The 17,129-nt window shown below is 38.3% G+C and carries 16 protein-coding genes and 1 other annotated feature; of the genes, 12 read left to right on the top strand and 4 right to left on the bottom strand.

The window, feature by feature from the left end; translation table 11 throughout:
• Positions 1-8 precede the first annotated feature (8 nt).
• Together ACTQX6_RS08425 and mnmE are read right to left on the bottom strand one after the other, a co-directional pair.
• Positions 9-359 carry a DUF1622 domain-containing protein gene (locus ACTQX6_RS08425; RefSeq protein ID WP_117447115.1) on the bottom strand — a complete coding sequence of 117 codons (351 nt, stop codon included), beginning with the start codon at positions 357-359 and terminating at the stop codon, positions 9-11.
• A 7-nt stretch (positions 360-366) separates the two neighbouring features.
• Positions 367-1,695 (bottom strand): tRNA uridine-5-carboxymethylaminomethyl(34) synthesis GTPase MnmE, encoded by a 1,329-nt coding sequence (mnmE, locus tag ACTQX6_RS08420; protein ID WP_294688738.1) that lies wholly within the window; start codon positions 1,693-1,695, stop codon positions 367-369.
• Positions 1,696-1,746: 51 nt separating this feature from the next.
• Between mnmE and ACTQX6_RS08415 the strand changes: the two genes are divergently transcribed.
• The gene (locus tag ACTQX6_RS08415) at positions 1,747-2,343 is read left to right on the top strand and encodes an L-threonylcarbamoyladenylate synthase (RefSeq protein WP_294688736.1); all 597 of its coding nucleotides are present in this window, start codon (positions 1,747-1,749) and stop codon (positions 2,341-2,343) included.
• Positions 2,344-2,541: 198 nt separating this feature from the next.
• Positions 2,542-2,751: a binding site (T-box leader), on the top strand.
• Positions 2,752-2,790: 39 nt separating this feature from the next.
• Positions 2,791-4,749 carry a lysine--tRNA ligase gene (gene lysS / locus ACTQX6_RS08410; RefSeq protein ID WP_272002632.1) on the top strand — a complete coding sequence of 653 codons (1,959 nt, stop codon included), beginning with the start codon at positions 2,791-2,793 and terminating at the stop codon, positions 4,747-4,749.
• 219 nt (positions 4,750-4,968) lie between these two features.
• Here the strand turns inward: lysS and ACTQX6_RS08405 are convergent, their stop codons facing one another.
• Positions 4,969-5,721 carry a phosphatase PAP2 family protein gene (locus tag ACTQX6_RS08405; protein ID WP_294688790.1) on the bottom strand — a complete coding sequence of 251 codons (753 nt, stop codon included), beginning with the start codon at positions 5,719-5,721 and terminating at the stop codon, positions 4,969-4,971.
• 243 nt (positions 5,722-5,964) lie between these two features.
• On the opposite strand from ACTQX6_RS08405, the gene ACTQX6_RS08400 reads away from it, so the two are divergent.
• Genes ACTQX6_RS08400 through ACTQX6_RS08365 form a run of 8 tightly spaced genes read left to right on the top strand, consistent with a single transcriptional unit; the run spans position 5,965 to position 14,052 of the window.
• Positions 5,965-7,482, top strand: a complete 1,518-nt coding sequence (locus ACTQX6_RS08400) for an amino acid adenylation domain-containing protein (RefSeq protein ID WP_294688733.1) — start codon at positions 5,965-5,967, stop codon at positions 7,480-7,482.
• Positions 7,479-8,648 (top strand): diaminopimelate decarboxylase family protein, encoded by a 1,170-nt coding sequence (locus ACTQX6_RS08395; RefSeq protein ID WP_294688731.1) that lies wholly within the window; start codon positions 7,479-7,481, stop codon positions 8,646-8,648. The genes ACTQX6_RS08400 and ACTQX6_RS08395 overlap by 4 nt, the downstream gene beginning before the upstream one ends.
• A gap of 13 nt (positions 8,649-8,661) precedes the next feature.
• Entirely contained in the window at positions 8,662-8,889 is a 228-nt protein-coding gene (locus ACTQX6_RS08390; protein WP_022790729.1) for a phosphopantetheine-binding protein, read from the top strand.
• Positions 8,890-8,891: 2 nt separating this feature from the next.
• A complete protein-coding gene (locus tag ACTQX6_RS08385) occupies positions 8,892-10,433 on the top strand; it encodes an MBOAT family O-acyltransferase (RefSeq protein ID WP_294688728.1) in 1,542 nt (513 codons plus the stop codon).
• Between the two features lie 15 nt (positions 10,434-10,448).
• Positions 10,449-11,411, top strand: a complete 963-nt coding sequence (locus tag ACTQX6_RS08380) for a hypothetical protein (protein ID WP_294688725.1) — start codon at positions 10,449-10,451, stop codon at positions 11,409-11,411.
• Entirely contained in the window at positions 11,408-11,719 is a 312-nt protein-coding gene (gene acpS, locus ACTQX6_RS08375; protein WP_168966734.1) for a holo-ACP synthase, read from the top strand. The genes ACTQX6_RS08380 and acpS overlap by 4 nt, the downstream gene beginning before the upstream one ends.
• A 52-nt stretch (positions 11,720-11,771) precedes the next feature.
• Positions 11,772-12,476, top strand: coding sequence for a response regulator transcription factor (locus tag ACTQX6_RS08370; RefSeq protein ID WP_117447107.1), 705 nt, complete (start codon positions 11,772-11,774; stop codon positions 12,474-12,476).
• On the top strand, positions 12,460-14,052 hold the full coding sequence (locus ACTQX6_RS08365; protein WP_441657418.1) for a sensor histidine kinase: 1,593 nt from the start codon (positions 12,460-12,462) through the stop codon (positions 14,050-14,052). The genes ACTQX6_RS08370 and ACTQX6_RS08365 overlap by 17 nt, the downstream gene beginning before the upstream one ends.
• A 9-nt stretch (positions 14,053-14,061) precedes the next feature.
• On the opposite strand, the gene ACTQX6_RS08360 is transcribed toward ACTQX6_RS08365, so the two are convergent.
• A complete protein-coding gene (locus ACTQX6_RS08360) occupies positions 14,062-15,126 on the bottom strand; it encodes a serine hydrolase (protein ID WP_181965669.1) in 1,065 nt (354 codons plus the stop codon).
• 229 nt (positions 15,127-15,355) lie between these two features.
• Between ACTQX6_RS08360 and rho the strand changes: the two genes are divergently transcribed.
• The gene (gene rho / locus ACTQX6_RS08355) at positions 15,356-16,489 is read left to right on the top strand and encodes a transcription termination factor Rho (RefSeq protein WP_117447104.1); all 1,134 of its coding nucleotides are present in this window, start codon (positions 15,356-15,358) and stop codon (positions 16,487-16,489) included.
• A 132-nt stretch (positions 16,490-16,621) separates the two neighbouring features.
• Complete coding sequence (locus ACTQX6_RS08350; RefSeq protein ID WP_366558453.1) at positions 16,622-16,978, top strand: carbon starvation CstA family protein; 357 nt, start codon at positions 16,622-16,624, stop codon at positions 16,976-16,978.
• The last annotated feature ends 151 nt before the right edge of the window (positions 16,979-17,129 follow it).

Here is a 17,129-nt window from a genome sequence, read left to right as displayed (position 1 = left end):
GGCAACACCTACTCAAATTCATCTACGTCTTTATGCATAACATCACTGCTTTTCCATTCCCAATGGATCAAGAAGGTGATGGCCGCTTTGACTAGGATCAAAGCGCCGATCTGCAGGATTTCCGCAAGACTTCTTACCGTGATTGTCCGTACAATTTCAGCGGCCAGCTTGAAGGTCAAGGCAATACTTAAACCGCGTAATAACGGCTTTTTACTGTTTTTATCTTTACGAAATGTAGCAAGCAAAGAATGAAACGTACTGTAGATGACACTTGCCAGGGAAAGAGCTTCTAAAAAATAAACGGTCAAATAGGCAATCTGAATCAGCCATTCGTGCAGTTGTTCAATTAAAGTTTCCATTATGCACCTACTTTCCTAAACAGAATTTTGAAAATAACGTATCTAGTAAATCTTCTCTATAGACTTCTCCAAGAATTTCTTTTAAATGGTTATGTGCTTCCTGAATATCTATTTCCACAAGATCGGGTTCCATCATCATTTCCATTGCCTGCTTTGCGCGAAGCATATCTTGTTTGGCAAGGTTTAATAAACCAATTTGTCGTTCGTTCGATAAAACAGGTTCTTCCTTGAGAAGATCTTGTTTATACATGTTCTCTAAAGCATCTAGAAGAGGTTGTATTTGATGATTTTTGGCAGAGATCCAAATTCCCTCTTTATCTTGATGTTGCAGGTCTTCTTTATTAAAAAGGATGAGACGTCGTTTATCCTTTGTTTGTTCTAAGAGAATTTGATCTTCTTTTGTTAAAGGACTGCTTCCATCTAAAACAAGTAAAACAAGCTGTGCCTTCTGTAACATCTGCTGGCTTTTTTCAATACCAATCTGTTCAATCTTATCGCTTGCTTTACGAATTCCGGCTGTGTCGATTAAGTTTAACTGCACGGAACCGATATGAATCTGTCCTTCTACTATATCTCGGGTCGTGCCGGCGATATCAGTTACAATGGCTTTATCTTCTTCCAACAAAGCATTGAGTAGAGAACTTTTACCCACGTTTGGCCGTCCGATGATCACTGTATCAATTCCCTTTTTTAATAACTGTCCGGTTTGAACGCGTTTTAATATTTGATCGATTTTACTAAGCCAGTCGTTGGTTTTAGGTAAAAGTTCCTGTGTAGTCAGTTGTTTGATATCTTCATATTCCGGATAATCAATGTTGACTTCGATTTGTGCAATAATGTCTAATAGCTCGTCAATAAGAGGTTGAAGCAATTTTTTTACACTTCCTCGGATGCCCTGGATGGCCAAACTGGCAGCCGTATCGTTGCTGGCATCAATCATATCTTGCACAGCTTCTGCCTGTGACAGGTCGATCCTTCCATGATAAAAGGCGCGTTGAGTGAATTCTCCGGGTTTAGCTAATACAGCTCCCTGGCTTAAAACGATCGATAAAACCTTTCGTGTAATAAACACGCCACCATGGCAGTTGATTTCTACGATATCTTCGCGTGTATAAGTTTTAGGGGCCCGAAAAACAGAAACAAGGACTTCATCCACTGGTTTGCCGGCTTCATCTAAGATATTTCCGTAATGGATGGTATGGCTTGGTACATCGCTTAGATCTTTGGTAAAAATTTTATTTGTGATGGGTATGGCTTGTTCTCCGCTGATTCGGATAATAGAAATAGCGCCATCCTGTAAAGCGGTAGAAATGGCACAAATCGTATGTTCAAACATGAAACCATCCTTTCTCTTGTATCTATTTTAACATAAACCTATAATAGAGCTATGAAAACGTATAGTAAAGAAGAAATAAATGCGGTTGCCGATGCACTGCAGAATCACAAAATTATTGCCTTGCCGACAGATACAGTTTATGGAGTGGGCGTGATGTATGGAGATTTAAAGGATTTGCAGCGACTGAAAAACGCAAAGCACAGACCGGAAACCAAACCGATTCCGATGATGGTATCTTCCATAGAGCATATGGAACAAGTAGCTGTAGTTGACAAAAGAGTTAAAAAGATCGCAGAGCATTTTTTGCCGGGGGCTTTGACACTGGTGTTAAGAGTCAAAGAAGAGGTTCCTGCAGAATATACCAATGGGTTGGAAACGATAGCAATCCGTATTCCGGATGAACCTTTTATCTTAAAGGTAATCGATGTATTAAATACTCCCTTGTTGGTAACCAGTGCCAATCAATCCGGAGCTAAGACCGCATTGACCAGCGATGATGTGTTTGAACAGCTTCCTGATATTGATGGAATTGTATTAGGCACATGTAGAGCATTACAGGCCAGCACGATCGTAGATTGTACACAGGAAAAGTTAAAGATCCTTCGCCCGGGGCCTATCACTTTAGAACAGTTGGAGGCATGTTTGTAAAAAGGCTTGCGAGGGTCTTTTTAATTTGTATACTCGTAAGTAGTATACTCTAAAGTATACAAATTATCGAATGTCTGAATCAGTAGCAGACATAAAACTGAAAGATAGACTGATTTTAAATAAAAACATTAGATTGACCAAAAAAAATATAAAGGAAATACGTTGACAAAAATACATTCGTTTAGTACGATACAACCCGTAAAGGCTAAGAAGAGGACGAGTACTTTAAGAAAATGTTTCAGAGAGCTTTTGGATGGTGAAAAAAAGCACAGGACTTAAAGGAATAAAACCTTGGAGCTGCATGTATTTCCTGCATTAAAGGAAGCACTGTTCATAGACAGTGGCAGAGATTTTTCAAAGTGATTTGAAAAATGAATTAGGGTGGTAACACGAGCATTCGTCCCTTGGATGGATGCTTTTTTATTTTGTAGAGAAAAGGAGAACAATATGGCACAACAAAAATTAACAGAACAAGAACGAGTACGTCGCCAGAAGATGCAAGATTTGAAGGATATGGGAATTGACCCATTTGGCTCTGCGTATAAAAGAACGACAACTTCCGGAAAAATCATTGCACAGTATGAGGATAAGACAAAAGAAGAATTGCAGGAACTGGATGTTCATGTAAAGATTGCCGGACGTATTATGACAAAACGTCGTCAGGGAAAAGCCGGATTCATGCACATTCAGGATGTAGATGGACAAATTCAGATCTATGTTCGTAAAGATGTTGTCGGCGAAGAACAATATGAGATCTTCAAGAAAAACGATTTAGGAGATATTGTTGGTATCGAAGGTACGATCATGAAAACCGATCATGGACAGTTATCCGTTCGTGCACAGGTTTATACGCATTTATCGAAGGCTTTACGTCCATTACCGGAAAAATATCATGGATTGACGGATGTAGAAGAACGTTTCCGTCGTCGGTATGTGGATTTGATCATGAATCCGGAGGCTAAACATATTGCCATCACAAGACCGAAAATCATTCGTGCGGTACAGGAATACTTGGATGGACAGGGATTGATGGAAGTAGAAACACCGGTATTACAGCCGATTTTAGGTGGGGCAGCGGCTCGTCCGTTTGTTACGCATCACAATACTTTGAACATGCCTTTCTATTTACGTATCGCAACGGAACTTCCTTTAAAACGTCTAATCGTTGGTGGTTTGGAAGGTGTTTATGAAATTGGACGTTTGTTCCGTAATGAAGGAATGGATGCCACACATAACCCGGAATTTACAACCGTAGAAGCTTATGTTGCTTACAGTGATCTGCATGGCATGATGGATCTGATTGAAGGTTTGTTTGATCATGTAGCTAATAAAGTTTTAGGAACAACTGAAATTACGTATCAGGGACAAGAGATTTCTTTGAAAGCGCCATTTAAGCGTATAACAATGTGTGATGCGATCAAAGAAAAAACAGGTATCGATTTTAAACAGGTCACAAGTTATGAAGAAGCTTGCCAGCTGGCAAAAGAACACGATATTGAAGTGGAAAAAATTCATAACTCGATTGGACATATCATTCAGCTGTTCTTTGACAAATATGTAGAAGAAACGATCGTGCAGCCAACGTTTGTCTATGAATATCCAATTGAAATTTCTCCACTGGCTAAGAAAAACAATGAAGATCCTCGATTTACAGATCGTTATGAACTGTTTATCTGTGGTCATGAATACGCCAATGCGTTCTCGGAATTAAATGATCCGATCGATCAAAGAGAACGATTTGAAAAACAGTTGGAACTTCGTGATTTAGGAGATGAAGAAGCCAATGAGATGGATGTAGATTATGTAGAAGCTTTGGAGTATGGTATGCCTCCGACAGGTGGTGTAGGCTTAGGAATTGACCGTTTTGTGATGTTGTTGACAGACCAGAGAACCATTCGTGAAGTGTTATTGTTCCCGCATATGAAGTTAACAGGAGAATCCAAGGGTGCCAAGTTAGAAAAGAAATCGCAGGAAGCTGTGTCATCAACTTCTGCAGATGTAAAAAGCATAGTCAACAAGAAACCAACCATCGATTATTCCAAAGTGGAAATTGAACCGTTGTTTAAAGATTTTGTTGATTTTGAAACGTTCTCGAAATCAGATTTCAGAGCCGTAAAAGTCAAAGAATGCCGCGCGGTTCCAAAGAGTAAAAAATTATTAGAGTTTATCTTAGATGATGGAACCGAAGAAGACAGAACGATTTTAAGTGGTATTCATGATTACTATGAACCGGAAGAATTGGTAGGCAAGACTTTAGTGGCAATCACTAATCTTCCACCACGTAAAATGATGGGAATTGATTCCTGTGGTATGATCATATCGGCCGTACATAACGAAGCTGGTGAAGAACGCTTGAATTTGTTAGTGTTGGATGATGCGATTCCGGCAGGGGCTAAATTATACTAAATCAAAGAATCTCACAAAGAAATGATAAGAACGCTCAGAGTGAACTTTGGGCGTTTTTACATGTTGGTTTAATAAGAGAAACGCGAAATTTTAGATCATTGGAAAAGTAGGTAGTTTTGTATTTGCCATAATCAAAGTGTTTTCAATCAATAAATATTTTGTATTTACAGATTTGCATAATCTGTTATTAACAAACACCAATAGGAGTAACTTTGTATCCTACTGGTGTTTTTGTTTACTTATTTTGTTTTTCCATCGTCTATCATAGAATGCCCAGATGACAAGGGCAATCATCATGCCGGCAGCCGTATCGCTTAAAAAATGAGCGCCCATGACGATTCTGGAAGCCATCATCAAAAAGATACTTGTGCATACGATGATACTGAGCGACAGCTTATGTTTTTGTACAAGTGGCGTTGATAATAAATAGAGTAAAGAACAGGCAAAAGAACTTGTATGGCCGCTGGGGAAAGAAAAACCACCTTTGTGGCAGGGAAGATACCAAACACAAAACTGAGAAGCTTGTTGCATATCTCTAAATCGGATCCTACCCCATAAAACTTTAAAGAGCGTGATTACGATTAAAACCGTAAAGAATAATTGTAAATAGTTTATGATATAAGGCCGAAGTTTATTTTTTTGTTCTGTTGTTAATTTGTAACAGATAAAGATGCTTACTACTAAAGGGGTTAATATGGCTCCAATGGATATGAAGCTAAACCAGGAAGACTCTGTTAAAGTGATAACATTCTGTGAAAAGAGAAGTCCACAGATGAACAAAGGTATAGAAAAGAAAGGATGATTTTGATCTATCAGCAACGCAAAACAAAGCGTTAATATCAATTTGAGCAAAAGGGGCCAGCCTTCCTGCAAAAAGATGCCGATCCTATTTTGGGGGTCGTAGAATAGAGTGTTAATTTCCAAATCCCAAAAGGTGCCGATACATAAGAAGATACATCCAATACTTATCATTGTGACTGTAATGTTTTTATTCATAGATTTTCCTCGTTGCCTCGTATCATAACAAAACATACGAAAAAAGACAATGTACATCAATGCATCTCTTTGTACATAACAATTGAGAAAGTAAGCTGGATGTTTTTTAGATTTCTTTGATGAAAGATGTTTTTCTTTTGACAAACATTAAGAAAAATTAATATTTTCTACAGTATCTGTAAAGAAACCACCTATATGATGATACAAAGGGGTGATTGAATGAATCATGTTTTGTTGATGCTGGAAAGATCAGCCAGACAATATCCGGATAAGATTGCAGTGATCGAAGAAGAAAAACATTGCACTTATACACAACTGCAAAGGTATTCGAAAGCTGTCGCAAGTTATTTGATACAGAATTCTATACAACAGGAACCGGTTATCGTATTTATGGATAAAGGTATTATGGCATTATATGCTTTCTTTGGAAGTGCCTATGCACAAAACTTTTATTCTTTATTGAATCCGGAATTTCCGGAATCTCGTTTAGAGCAGATACAAAGTGTATTGCAGGCAAGGATCGTCTTGACAACGGCTTCCTATGAAGAAAAGGCAAAGCTTGTTTTTAAAGGAGCCAAGATCGTTGTCTTAGAAACGATTCTTTCTACTGATGTAGAGGAATCATCGATTCAGACGTTGATGCAGAATACGATCGATACGGATCCTTTATATGTGAATTTTACTTCCGGCTCTACCGGCGTTCCTAAAGGCGTATTGATTTCGCATGGATCGGTGATTGATTTTATCGAATCCTTTGTTAAGACGTTTTCAATACAGGAGGATGAGCGTTTTGGAAATCAGGCACCTTTTGACTTTGATGTATCTGTAAAAGATATTTATTCCTGTCTATATACCGGCGCTACTTTGGTCATCATACCAAGAGCCTACTTTTCCAAGCCAACCGCTTTGATTGATTATCTTTGTGATAAAGAAGTTACAACGATGGTATGGGCAGTATCGGCTTTAAGTCTGATCTGTGCTTTCCATGGCTTGGATTATAAAGTTCCCCATACGGTACGAAAGATCCTGTTTAGTGGAGAGGTCATGCCGCTAAAACATTATCAATCATGGAAGAAAGCCTTGCCCGATGCACTATTTGTAAATTTGTATGGACCAACGGAGATTACTTGTAACTGTACCTATCATATTTTAGATCCAAATCGTGCTTATGAGCAGGGAATTCCGATCGGACAGGCTTTTGAAAACAAAGGTGTGTTTTTATTGGATGAGCAAGATCATGAAATTATAGAACCAAATCAGACCGGGGAGCTGTGTGTAAAAGGAAGAGGCTTAGCGTTGGGCTATTATCGAAATGAAGTACAAACACAGGCTCACTTTACCTCCAATCCGCTTCAAAAGGCTTATGAGGAAAGAATTTATCGCACCGGTGATCTGGCATATCGAGATGCATCCGGTGAATATTATTTCAAAGGTCGAAAGGATTATCAGATCAAGTATCTGGGGCATCGAATTGAATTGGAAGAAATAGAAAAAAGGGCGCTTCGCATAGAAGGAATTGAACAGTGCATCTGTCTTTTCGATGATGTAAAACATCGGTTGTATGGGTTTTATACCGGTACCCTCTCCAAGGAAGACTTTGTAACTTGTTTAAAAAAGGATTTACCGGCTTACATGGTGCCTACTCGGCTTTTTCTTCTTGAATCCATGCCTTTGACAAAGAATGGAAAAACAGATCGGAAAGCATTGTTTGAACTGACGAAAGGAAAAAGAAGATGATACAGGAAGAAAGAATTAGAAAACTGGTATCGAAATATGGAACACCATTTTATGGCTTTGATGCGGATGTATTAAGCAAAAGAGTGAACTATTTAAAAGCATCACTGCCAAAAAATGTCGAACTGTGCTATGCGGCAAAGGCAAATTCTTTTATATTAAAACTTTTGGAGAACAAAGTGACTCATTTCGAAATTTGTTCACCGGGTGAATTTCATATTTGTAAGAAACTCCAGATATCCAACCAGCAGATCGTATTATCCGGGGTCTATAAAAATAAAGAGGATATTGAAGAAATCTTTAGGGCTAAAGAAGAACTTCCTATTATGACGATTGAATCTTTTGAACAGTATAAATTGATTCAGGAACTGGCGGATATCTATCAAAGAAATGTGTCGGTACTTTTACGGTTGACCAGTGGCAATCAGTTTGGGTTGGATAAAGATGTATTAAAAGATATCTTAGTTCGTTGCCGATCCTCTCGTTTACATGTATTGGGCATTCAATACTTTTCAGGGACACAGAAACATTCCCAAAAACGCGTATTGAAGGAATTGGATCTGCTGGAAGAATTTTTGGCAGAGTTAAAAGAGATGGATTTTGTACCGGAATTATTAGAGTATGGTCCGGGGTTTCCTGTTGATTATTTTTCTTCCATGAAGTTTGAAGAGAATGAACATCTTCAGTTCTTTTCTGAAGCTATCAAACCGTTTGGAAACTTAAAGATCGTATTAGAACTGGGAAGAAGCATTGCGGCAAGCTGTGGTTTTTACGTGACACAGGTAGTCGATACCAAAACGAATCGAAATCAAAATTATGCGCTGGTTGATGGCGGCATTCATCATCTTGTCTATTATGGGCAGGGCATGGCGATGAAGCAACCACCTTTTCGCTTTCTGAATCAGAAAGATCAGCCGGAAGACAACTGGAATGTGTGTGGCGCTCTATGCACGATCAACGATATCTTGATGAAACAGGTGAGTCTGCCTAAACCGCAGATAGGAGATCTTTTTGTATTTGAAAATACAGGAGCTTACTGTCCCACGGAGGGTATGTCTTTATTCTTGACAAGGGATTTACCGGCCGTAGTCATCGTGAATGAAAAAGAAGAATTAATGGTGCGTGATCATACGAGTGTCGTTTTACTCAATGCGCCAAAACTAAAGTAAAGGAGCTAAAAACATGGAAACAATTATAGAAATTTTACAGGAGATCCAACCGGATCTGGATTGCACAAGAGAAGATTTGATCGATGGGCATTTGCTGGACTCACTGGCTATCTTATCCCTGGTTGCGGAATTGGAAGATGCCTTCGATTTAATGATTCCGGCGGTTGAGATCACACCGGATAATTTTAATTCAGTCAAACGGATGAAGGCCATGGTCGATCGTTTGCTTGAGGAGGAATAGGATTGGAATCTTATTTCACAGTGATGTTTGCCTTTTTCTTTTTACCGGTGACAATGCTTGTCTATCAATTGTTTCCGGTAAAGAAAAGGTGGGTCGTTTTATTGGTTGCCAGTTTGATTTTTTTCTGGTCCATTAGTGGCGGTTTGATTTTATTTGTGATCTTATCTGGTTTTATGATCCATTATTTTGGATTGTGGATGGAGAATATCGATCTTCAATGCAGTTCGCATAAAGAAGCGCAAAAGAAAAAAAGAGGTGTTTTAGTTTTTGCGATTTGTATGCACATTGGAATTCTTGTGCTTTGTAAGTATACGGGATTCCTTTTAGGAAATATCAATTCGCTTTTTGTATGGCTTAACATTCCGATATTGATACAGGTACCGAAAATAGGATTGCCAATCGGAATATCTTTTTACAGCCTGCAGGCTGTATCGTATTGCGTGGATGTATATCGACAAAAAATCACAGCGGATCACAATCCGCTTCGTTTATTATTGTTTCTGGTTTTCTTTCCTACGATCATGGAAGGGCCGATTTGTCGCTATGAACAGACAGCCTATTCTTTATGGGAAGGGAAATCAATATCGTATTCATCTTTAACATTTGGTACACAGCGAATCTTGTGGGGCGTTTTTAAAAAGCTGGTGATTGCCGATAGATTGAATCCAATGGTCAATGAACTGTTCACCAATTATCAAAATTACAGTGGTGGTATGGTATGTATTGCGATGGTGACCTATACGCTTCAACTCTATATGGATTTCTCGGGAACCATGGATGTTGTGATCGGTACGGCAGAAATCTTCGGTGTTCATCTACCGGAAAATTTCAGACAGCCATTCTTTTCCAAAAGTATTGCCGAATTCTGGCAGCGCTGGCACATTACCTTGGGGACATGGTTTAAAGACTATGTGTTTTATCCGGTTTCCATGTCTAAAATGGCTAAAAAAATAACACGGAAGACAAAGAAAAAATTAGGGTATTACTATGCACCTTTGGTAGCCGGTTCCATCGCATTGTTTGCGGTCTGGATCTGTAATGGATTATGGCATGGCTCAGGCTGGCACTTTATCTTTTTTGGGCTGTATCACTTTTTCTTTATTTTGATGGGAAATTTAATGCTTCCGCTGCTGCGAAAGTATCATCTGCAGTTTAATCATGGATTTTTGCGATATTTGGCTATGATTCGAACAACGATTTTGGTATGTATCGGTGAATTGATCTTCCGAGCCGATGGACTTCGTATTGCGCTGGCAATGATTAAAAAGATGTTCGTTGATTTTCAATTTGAATCTTTGAATGCCCAAATGCTCGCAACATTACACATTGATATGCAGGATATTCTATTGGTTTGTGTTTCTGTATTGATCGTATTTGTGATCAGTGTATGTAAAGAAAAGAATGTACAGATTCGTAAAAAAGTGGCTTCCGGTCCCATTGTTTTGCGCTGGACACTTTACTATACTTTGATTTTTGCGGTGATCCTGTTTGGTGCTTATGGAACAGGGTATGTTCCGGTGGATCCTATGTATGCAAGCTACTAAGGAAGGAGTACAGCTATGTCAGAAAAATGGAATAGAATCGTCCGTATCTTTCTTTTCTTTTTGATCTTTTTTACGCTGGTATGGTATGGTTCCCGCATTGTTGAACCAAAAGACAATTTGGATCAATTTGGCATGAAAGATGTTTCGGCTAATGGTATCTTAAGCGAACGTAAAGATTCAATCGATGTATTATTTTTAGGAGATAGTTTGGTATATTCTTCCATCTCACCTATGGCGATGTATGAAAAAGAAGGATTTACCAGTTATTTGTGTTCGACACCGGCACAACCTTTGTATTACACAAAAAGTTTGTTGGAAAGAACACTGCAAAATCAATCGCCAAAGCTTGTTGTTTTAGAAGCAGATACATTCTTCCGGGATTTTTTGGCGACCGATCCTGCTGTCGAGAAAATAAAAGAGCTATTCCCTTTGTTTGAATATCATGACCGGTGGAAAAATCTTCAGGCACAGGATTGGACAGGGGATGTACATTATACTTACAACAATATTTTAAAGGGGTTTCGCATCAATCGTGAAATTAAGCCGGTGCAAAAGATAGAATCTTACATGGATGATCACAAAAAGGGTGAAAGTATTTCGGTACTCAACCGATGGGTTTTAGATTCCATCGTGCAGATGTGTAAAGAAAAAGGCTGTCAGCTTCTTATCTATAGCACACCAAGCTATAAAAATTGGAACTGGAAACGTCATGATGCGGTGCAAACCTATTGTGATGATAACCAAATCCCGTATTTGGATTTGAATACAGAAACAAAATCGTTGTCAATCGACTGGAAAGAAGATACGCGCGACCAGGGCGATCATCTAAATTACGAAGGGGCTATGAAGGTCACAAAATATATGGAAGAATACTTGAAAAAACATTATGATCTAGAGGATCATCGTCAAGATGAACAATATCAGTCATGGAATGATTCTTTAGTCAATTATAATAAAACGATAGAGGATAGGAAATGATGCGCATTGGTTGTGATATCGTACAGATCCAACGCATACGACCTTCATTAGCTCATAAAATCTTAAGTGAAAACGAACAACGAATATATCAAACCTTGAAAGAAAAACGCGCCATTGAATTTCTTGCGGGGCATTTTGCGGCAAAAGAAGCCGTTTTTAAGACATTGGATAAACCTGTCGATTTTAAAGATATAGAAATCACCTATGATCAAATTGGAAGGCCAATCTGCAATATTGAGAATGTACAAATCAGCATTTCTCATGAAAAAGAATATGCCATGGCTGTAGCTTTACGAGTTTTTCTATAGCTTTTATCAGAAATCGAGATATACTATTAGAAAATAAAGTGAGGTGGAAATCATGCCTTATAAAATAATGATTGCCGAAGATGATGCGGATATTGCGGAACTCATTTCCCTGTATTTGGAAAACGATGATTTTCAGGTCGTACTGGCACAAAATGGCAAAGAAGCCTTGGAATTGTTTGAAAAGATGGACATCGATCTTTTGATCGTTGATCTGATGATGCCGGAACTCAACGGGTATGAAACGATTCGCAAGATTCGAGAAGTCTCTAAGATACCGATTTTAATCTTATCGGCCAAAAGTATGAATCAAGATAAAGTGTTGGGATTGGGGATCGGTGCCGATATGTACATGACAAAACCCTTTGATGCTTTAGAACTTGTAGCTCAGGTCAAGGCAATGATTCGAAGAAGCTATCGTTTTTCGACTTCAGGACAGGAGCCGAGTTCTTTCTTTTTAAAACGAGGCGATCTGGTTTATGACCCGGAAAAAATGTGTTTAAAAAAAGCGGGAAAAGAAATCTCTTTGACAGCCTATGAGCTCAAGCTTTTAGTTGCCATGATGAAAGCACCGGGACGTGTCTTTACCAAGCTGCAGCTGTATCAAGTCATCAGCCGTGATTTTTGTCAGGCGGATGAAGATACCATCATGGTTCATATTTCCCGTATTCGTTCTAAGATCGAAGAGGATCCTTCTAAGCCAAAATATATAAAGACAGTTCGTGGGCTGGGGTACAGGTTCGATGATGAAGATGTTTAAAAAATGGTACAGCGTAACCGGCTTATTGGCTATTTTGTTATTGATTTATACGACCAGTCTTTTGATTTATCGTGCTGTTTTTGAATCCATGGAAACACAGAGAATGTTGAATGCTTTCCCTGATTTATGGAGCGTGGTAGAAGATACCGAATTATTAAAACAAGAACGATACGAAGAAATTCCCATTCATCAATTTCCTCACAGTGCGTTTATCGTATTTGATGCGAAAAATAGAAGTGTTGTCTATGCATCGGATGAGAAGATCCTGCAGAATATCTATTATGATGATCTGGAATTTATCAATGATTTTTCGACAAGTCGCTATTTCAACGTATCTAAAATCATAAATAAGGATCAGGAACCTTTTTATATCATCAGCCAGGAAGGGTATGATGAAAAAGATTCCATGAGAACGATCTATGATCGCTGTGTATTGAACAGTCAATATGAAATCGTAGAAGGAAATTTGTTCTCAGACCGAAAAAGTCTGAATAAAAGAGAGTTAAACTTCCTACAGGGAATTTATGATAAAAAGATGAATGTGGAAAAGTATACTTATTCCAATACAGCCGGAGAAAAGCGTGTACTGGTGTTTGTATCGCCGACAATGACAGAACCAGCCTACCATCGAATCATAGAAGATGATGGAAAACGTCAGATTTATGCCTTTCCTATTTTTCTATTTATCGTATTGGTACAGATTCTGTTGTTTAAATATGTTGTAAAACGTTCTTTTTTGCCGTTTCAAAAGGCAATTGTGCGATATCGTGAAAATGCGAATACTAGTTTTGATGAAGGCACAATTCCTTTGGAATTACGTCAGACGGCCAGAGAATTTCAATATACTATACAAGCTTTAGAAGAAACCAAAAAAGAAAGATTGCAGGCTCAACAGGAAAAGTATGCTCTGATTTCCGGAATATCCCATGATTTAAAAACACCGCTGACCGTGATTCGGGGTTTTTCGGAAGCTTTACTTGAAGATAAAGTTCCAAAGGAAAAAGAACAGAAATACTTACAAACGATTCATAAACGCTCTTTGATGGCCAATGATCTGGTGGATTCTTTATTTGGTTATATGAAGATCGAACATCCATCGTATCAGCTTCATACGCAGAAAACAGATGTTTGTGAATATACCAAACAGTTCTTTGCGCAAAAGTACCCGGAAATCGTGGCCAAAAAATTTGAATTGGAGATCGATATCCCTGAGCAGCCTTATTATGGAAGAATCGATACCAAGCTGTTTGATAGAGTTCTTGAAAATATCGTAGAAAACAGTCTAAGACATAATCCGGCAGGAACGATTGTGTTTGTGAAGCTGCGACAAAAACAACATAAAATTATCTGGACTTTGGCAGATAATGGCAAAGGCATGAAAGAGGAGGTTCGCAAAAACATTTTTATGCCTTTTGTGACCGGTGATGAATCCAGACATGATTTGCATGCCAATGGATTAGGAATGTCTATTGCGCAGAAGATTGTAGCCTTGCATCATGGAACGATTATGGTCATGGAAAAGCCGCAAAATGGCTATTCTACAGAGTTTTGTATCGAACTGCCGCAGGATGAATGACCGGTTAGCTTATTTGGTGTATAAGCTTTGAATGGCAGAAAATACATATTGGCTGATTTCCTGAGCGGGTTTTTGGTAGGAACTATCTGAAAATACGACAAGTATGTAGTCTTTATATTCGGTATAAATGATGCCGCCATCTAAATAATAGGCGTCTGCCCAACCGGATTTATGTGCACATTCTGTACCTTCTGCAAGTCCTGCGACAATTCCGGTATCATCGGCACATCGTTTTAAGAGTTCTAACATCTCTTTAGAATAAGATTTCGATACGACATCAGAACGATAGAGAAGCTCTAAAAATTTGGCAACATCTTCCGGGCAAGTCGTATTATTCTTTCCGTCGGAAAAGTAGCCGTCACCGGGAACAAGACCATGATGAATCTCTGTACGCGTAAGACCCAGCTTTTCACAAAAGCTATTGACCTTATGTGCACCGGCAACTCCATCACCATTGCCTAACTTTTGAAGTAAGATGTTGTAGGAGGTATTGTCACTATCTATGATCATGGCTTCTAAATAGGGGTGGCATTCATCGAGGCTTAGATGCCCCTGATCAATTTGTTCATAGACAGTGCCCATGACAAAAATTTTGATGATGGAACATGGATACATATCCAGATCATGAATCAAAAAGCTATCATCAGTATCCAGATCTTTAAAATAGACGGCATTGTTTCCCGGATAGGTATTTAAGATCGATTGAATCTGTGTTTGTAAAGAAGAAATATCTAGTTGTAGTTTTCCGTTTTCATCAAAAACATAGGTAACACCATTTATGGTCACGTCCCCTGTGACCATTTTTCCCGTTTCATCAAAGTAATAGATATCCGATTCAATGGTTTGAAAGGTACTAACCTTCATACATCCATTTTCATTAAAATAGTATTGATCGGAATCGATCGTTTGCAGACCGGTTACCATTTTTCCGTTTTCATCGTAGTAGTAGGTTCCGTTTTCTGTTTCTAAAAAGCCTGTATGCATATAACCTGTATCCTCATTAAAATAATAAAAGTCGTTATCTATTTTCTGCGGTCCGTAAAGCTGCTCATGATTTTTATCAATGTAGATCATATGTGAGGAATCAAAGAGCGAGGCTTGGATAAATCCGGTCTTTTGAGTTTGATCAAAAATGAAAAAAATGCATAAAAAAAAGAAAAGACAGATAACCAGGCCGGAGAAAAGAATTAGTTTCTTCGTTGATTTATTTAAATTTGCCATCAAATGCATAGACGATTCACACCTTTTACGTTATTATAAAGCAAAATGACTAGTTTTTAAACTGTAATGAAAAGAGGGTTATATGGAAAAAGTCAAAGGAATTTTAGAAGTATTACCAGATGGTTTCGGCTTTTTGCGGGGAGATAATTATTTGTCGACGGAGAACGATGTATATGTTTCGCCTTCACAAATCAAATCATTGCGACTTCGTACCGGTGATGTGATCGAAGGAGAGCCAAAAGAGAAAAAAGAAACAGAACGATATCGCGGATTGATGCGTGTGGATCTGATCAATGGCCATACTGTGGAAGAGGCTTTCCGAAGAAAGAGCTTCGAAAGATTGACACCTGTTTTTGCGAATAAAAAGTTTAATTTAGAAACGCCGGATGGTGGGTTGGCGATGCGTATCATCGATTTGTTAGCACCAATCGGAAAAGGACAACGTGGACTTATTGTATCCTCTCCTAAAGCTGGCAAAACCACGTTATTAAAGAGCGTGGCGAATTCGATCATAAAGAGAACAAGAACGGTGAAGATGATCATTCTTCTAATCGATGAACGGCCGGAAGAAGTTACTGATTTTAAGGATTTTATCAAAGAGCATAAAGCACAGGAGCGAGTGGATGTCATATATTCAACGTTTGATGAACTTCCGGAGCACCATACGCGTGTAGCGGAAATGGTATTAGAAAGAGCGAAACGTCTGGTGGAGCATGGAGAAGATGTAGTTGTCTTGTTAGACAGCATTACTCGTCTTGCCAGAGCGTATAACCTTACTTCACAGACTAGCGGTAGGACATTATCAGGAGGCTTGGATCCTGCCAGCCTTCACTTTCCTAAAAAGTTTTTTGGGGCTGCCAGAAATACACGGGAAAAAGAAGGAGGATCCTTAACCATTTTAGCGACGGCTTTAGTGGATACCGGAAGTAAAATGGATGATGTGATTTATGAGGAGTTTAAAGGAACCGGGAATATGGAGTTGGTTTTAAATCGAAATATTTCCGAACGCCGTATTTTCCCGGCCATTGATATATTAAAATCGGGAACCCGAAGAGATGATCTGTTATTGTCAAAAGAAGAACAGGAAGCTGTGACTAAAATTCGTAAATTCATTAACAGACTTTCAACAGAAGAGGCGACAGAAAGTGTATTAAATTTGTTTTCAACATATAAAACGAATGAGGTGCTTGTTCAACAAGTATTAGCTATGAAGTAGGGATTCAGTAATCCCTGCTTTTTCATGCTTTAAGACATAATTTTGTGCATTGTGTCAGTCGATATAGGACAAATGAAATTAAAGAAAAATACAAGAAATAAGTCATGTTTCTATTGATTTTATTGAAAAACAATAAGGAATCTGAGCTTTTCTTTTGAAAAAGGAGGCTACAACAATATGTGGCCATTATTTGGTAGTGCAAACCAGTTTTTAGCGGCAATGGTATTGATAACATTGACGGTTTTCCTAAAAGTTACCGGACATAAAGGATTTATGTTGTATGTACCAATGGTATTAATGTTGATTGTTACGATGACCAGTTTGATTATGTCTATTTACAATATTTGTATGAAATTGTTTGTGACAGGAGGATTTGCCTTCTTAACAGATGGATTGCAGTTGATCGTTGCGATTTTATTAGTTTTATTAGACGTGATGATTACCTGGGGATCGGGAAAGAAATTGATAGAAGTAAAAAAAGAAGCGTAATAAAATAACAAAATCATGTAAACAGATATAGCAAATAGATAGAAAATTTTAAATGTATGGAGTCCACCAAACGTATTTTTGGTGGATTTTTTATTGTGTAGGGAAAATGTAAATTCAGTTGAAGATAAGCCAATTACGTTACCAAGTGTAG

Origin of the sequence: Faecalicoccus sp. LCP19S3_E2 (assembly GCF_052121255.1) — a bacterium.
GTDB lineage: Bacteria > Bacillota_I > Bacilli_A > Erysipelotrichales > Erysipelotrichaceae > Faecalicoccus.
Note: the sequence above shows the minus strand (reverse complement) of the source record. Positions and strands in the feature narration are given on the sequence as shown.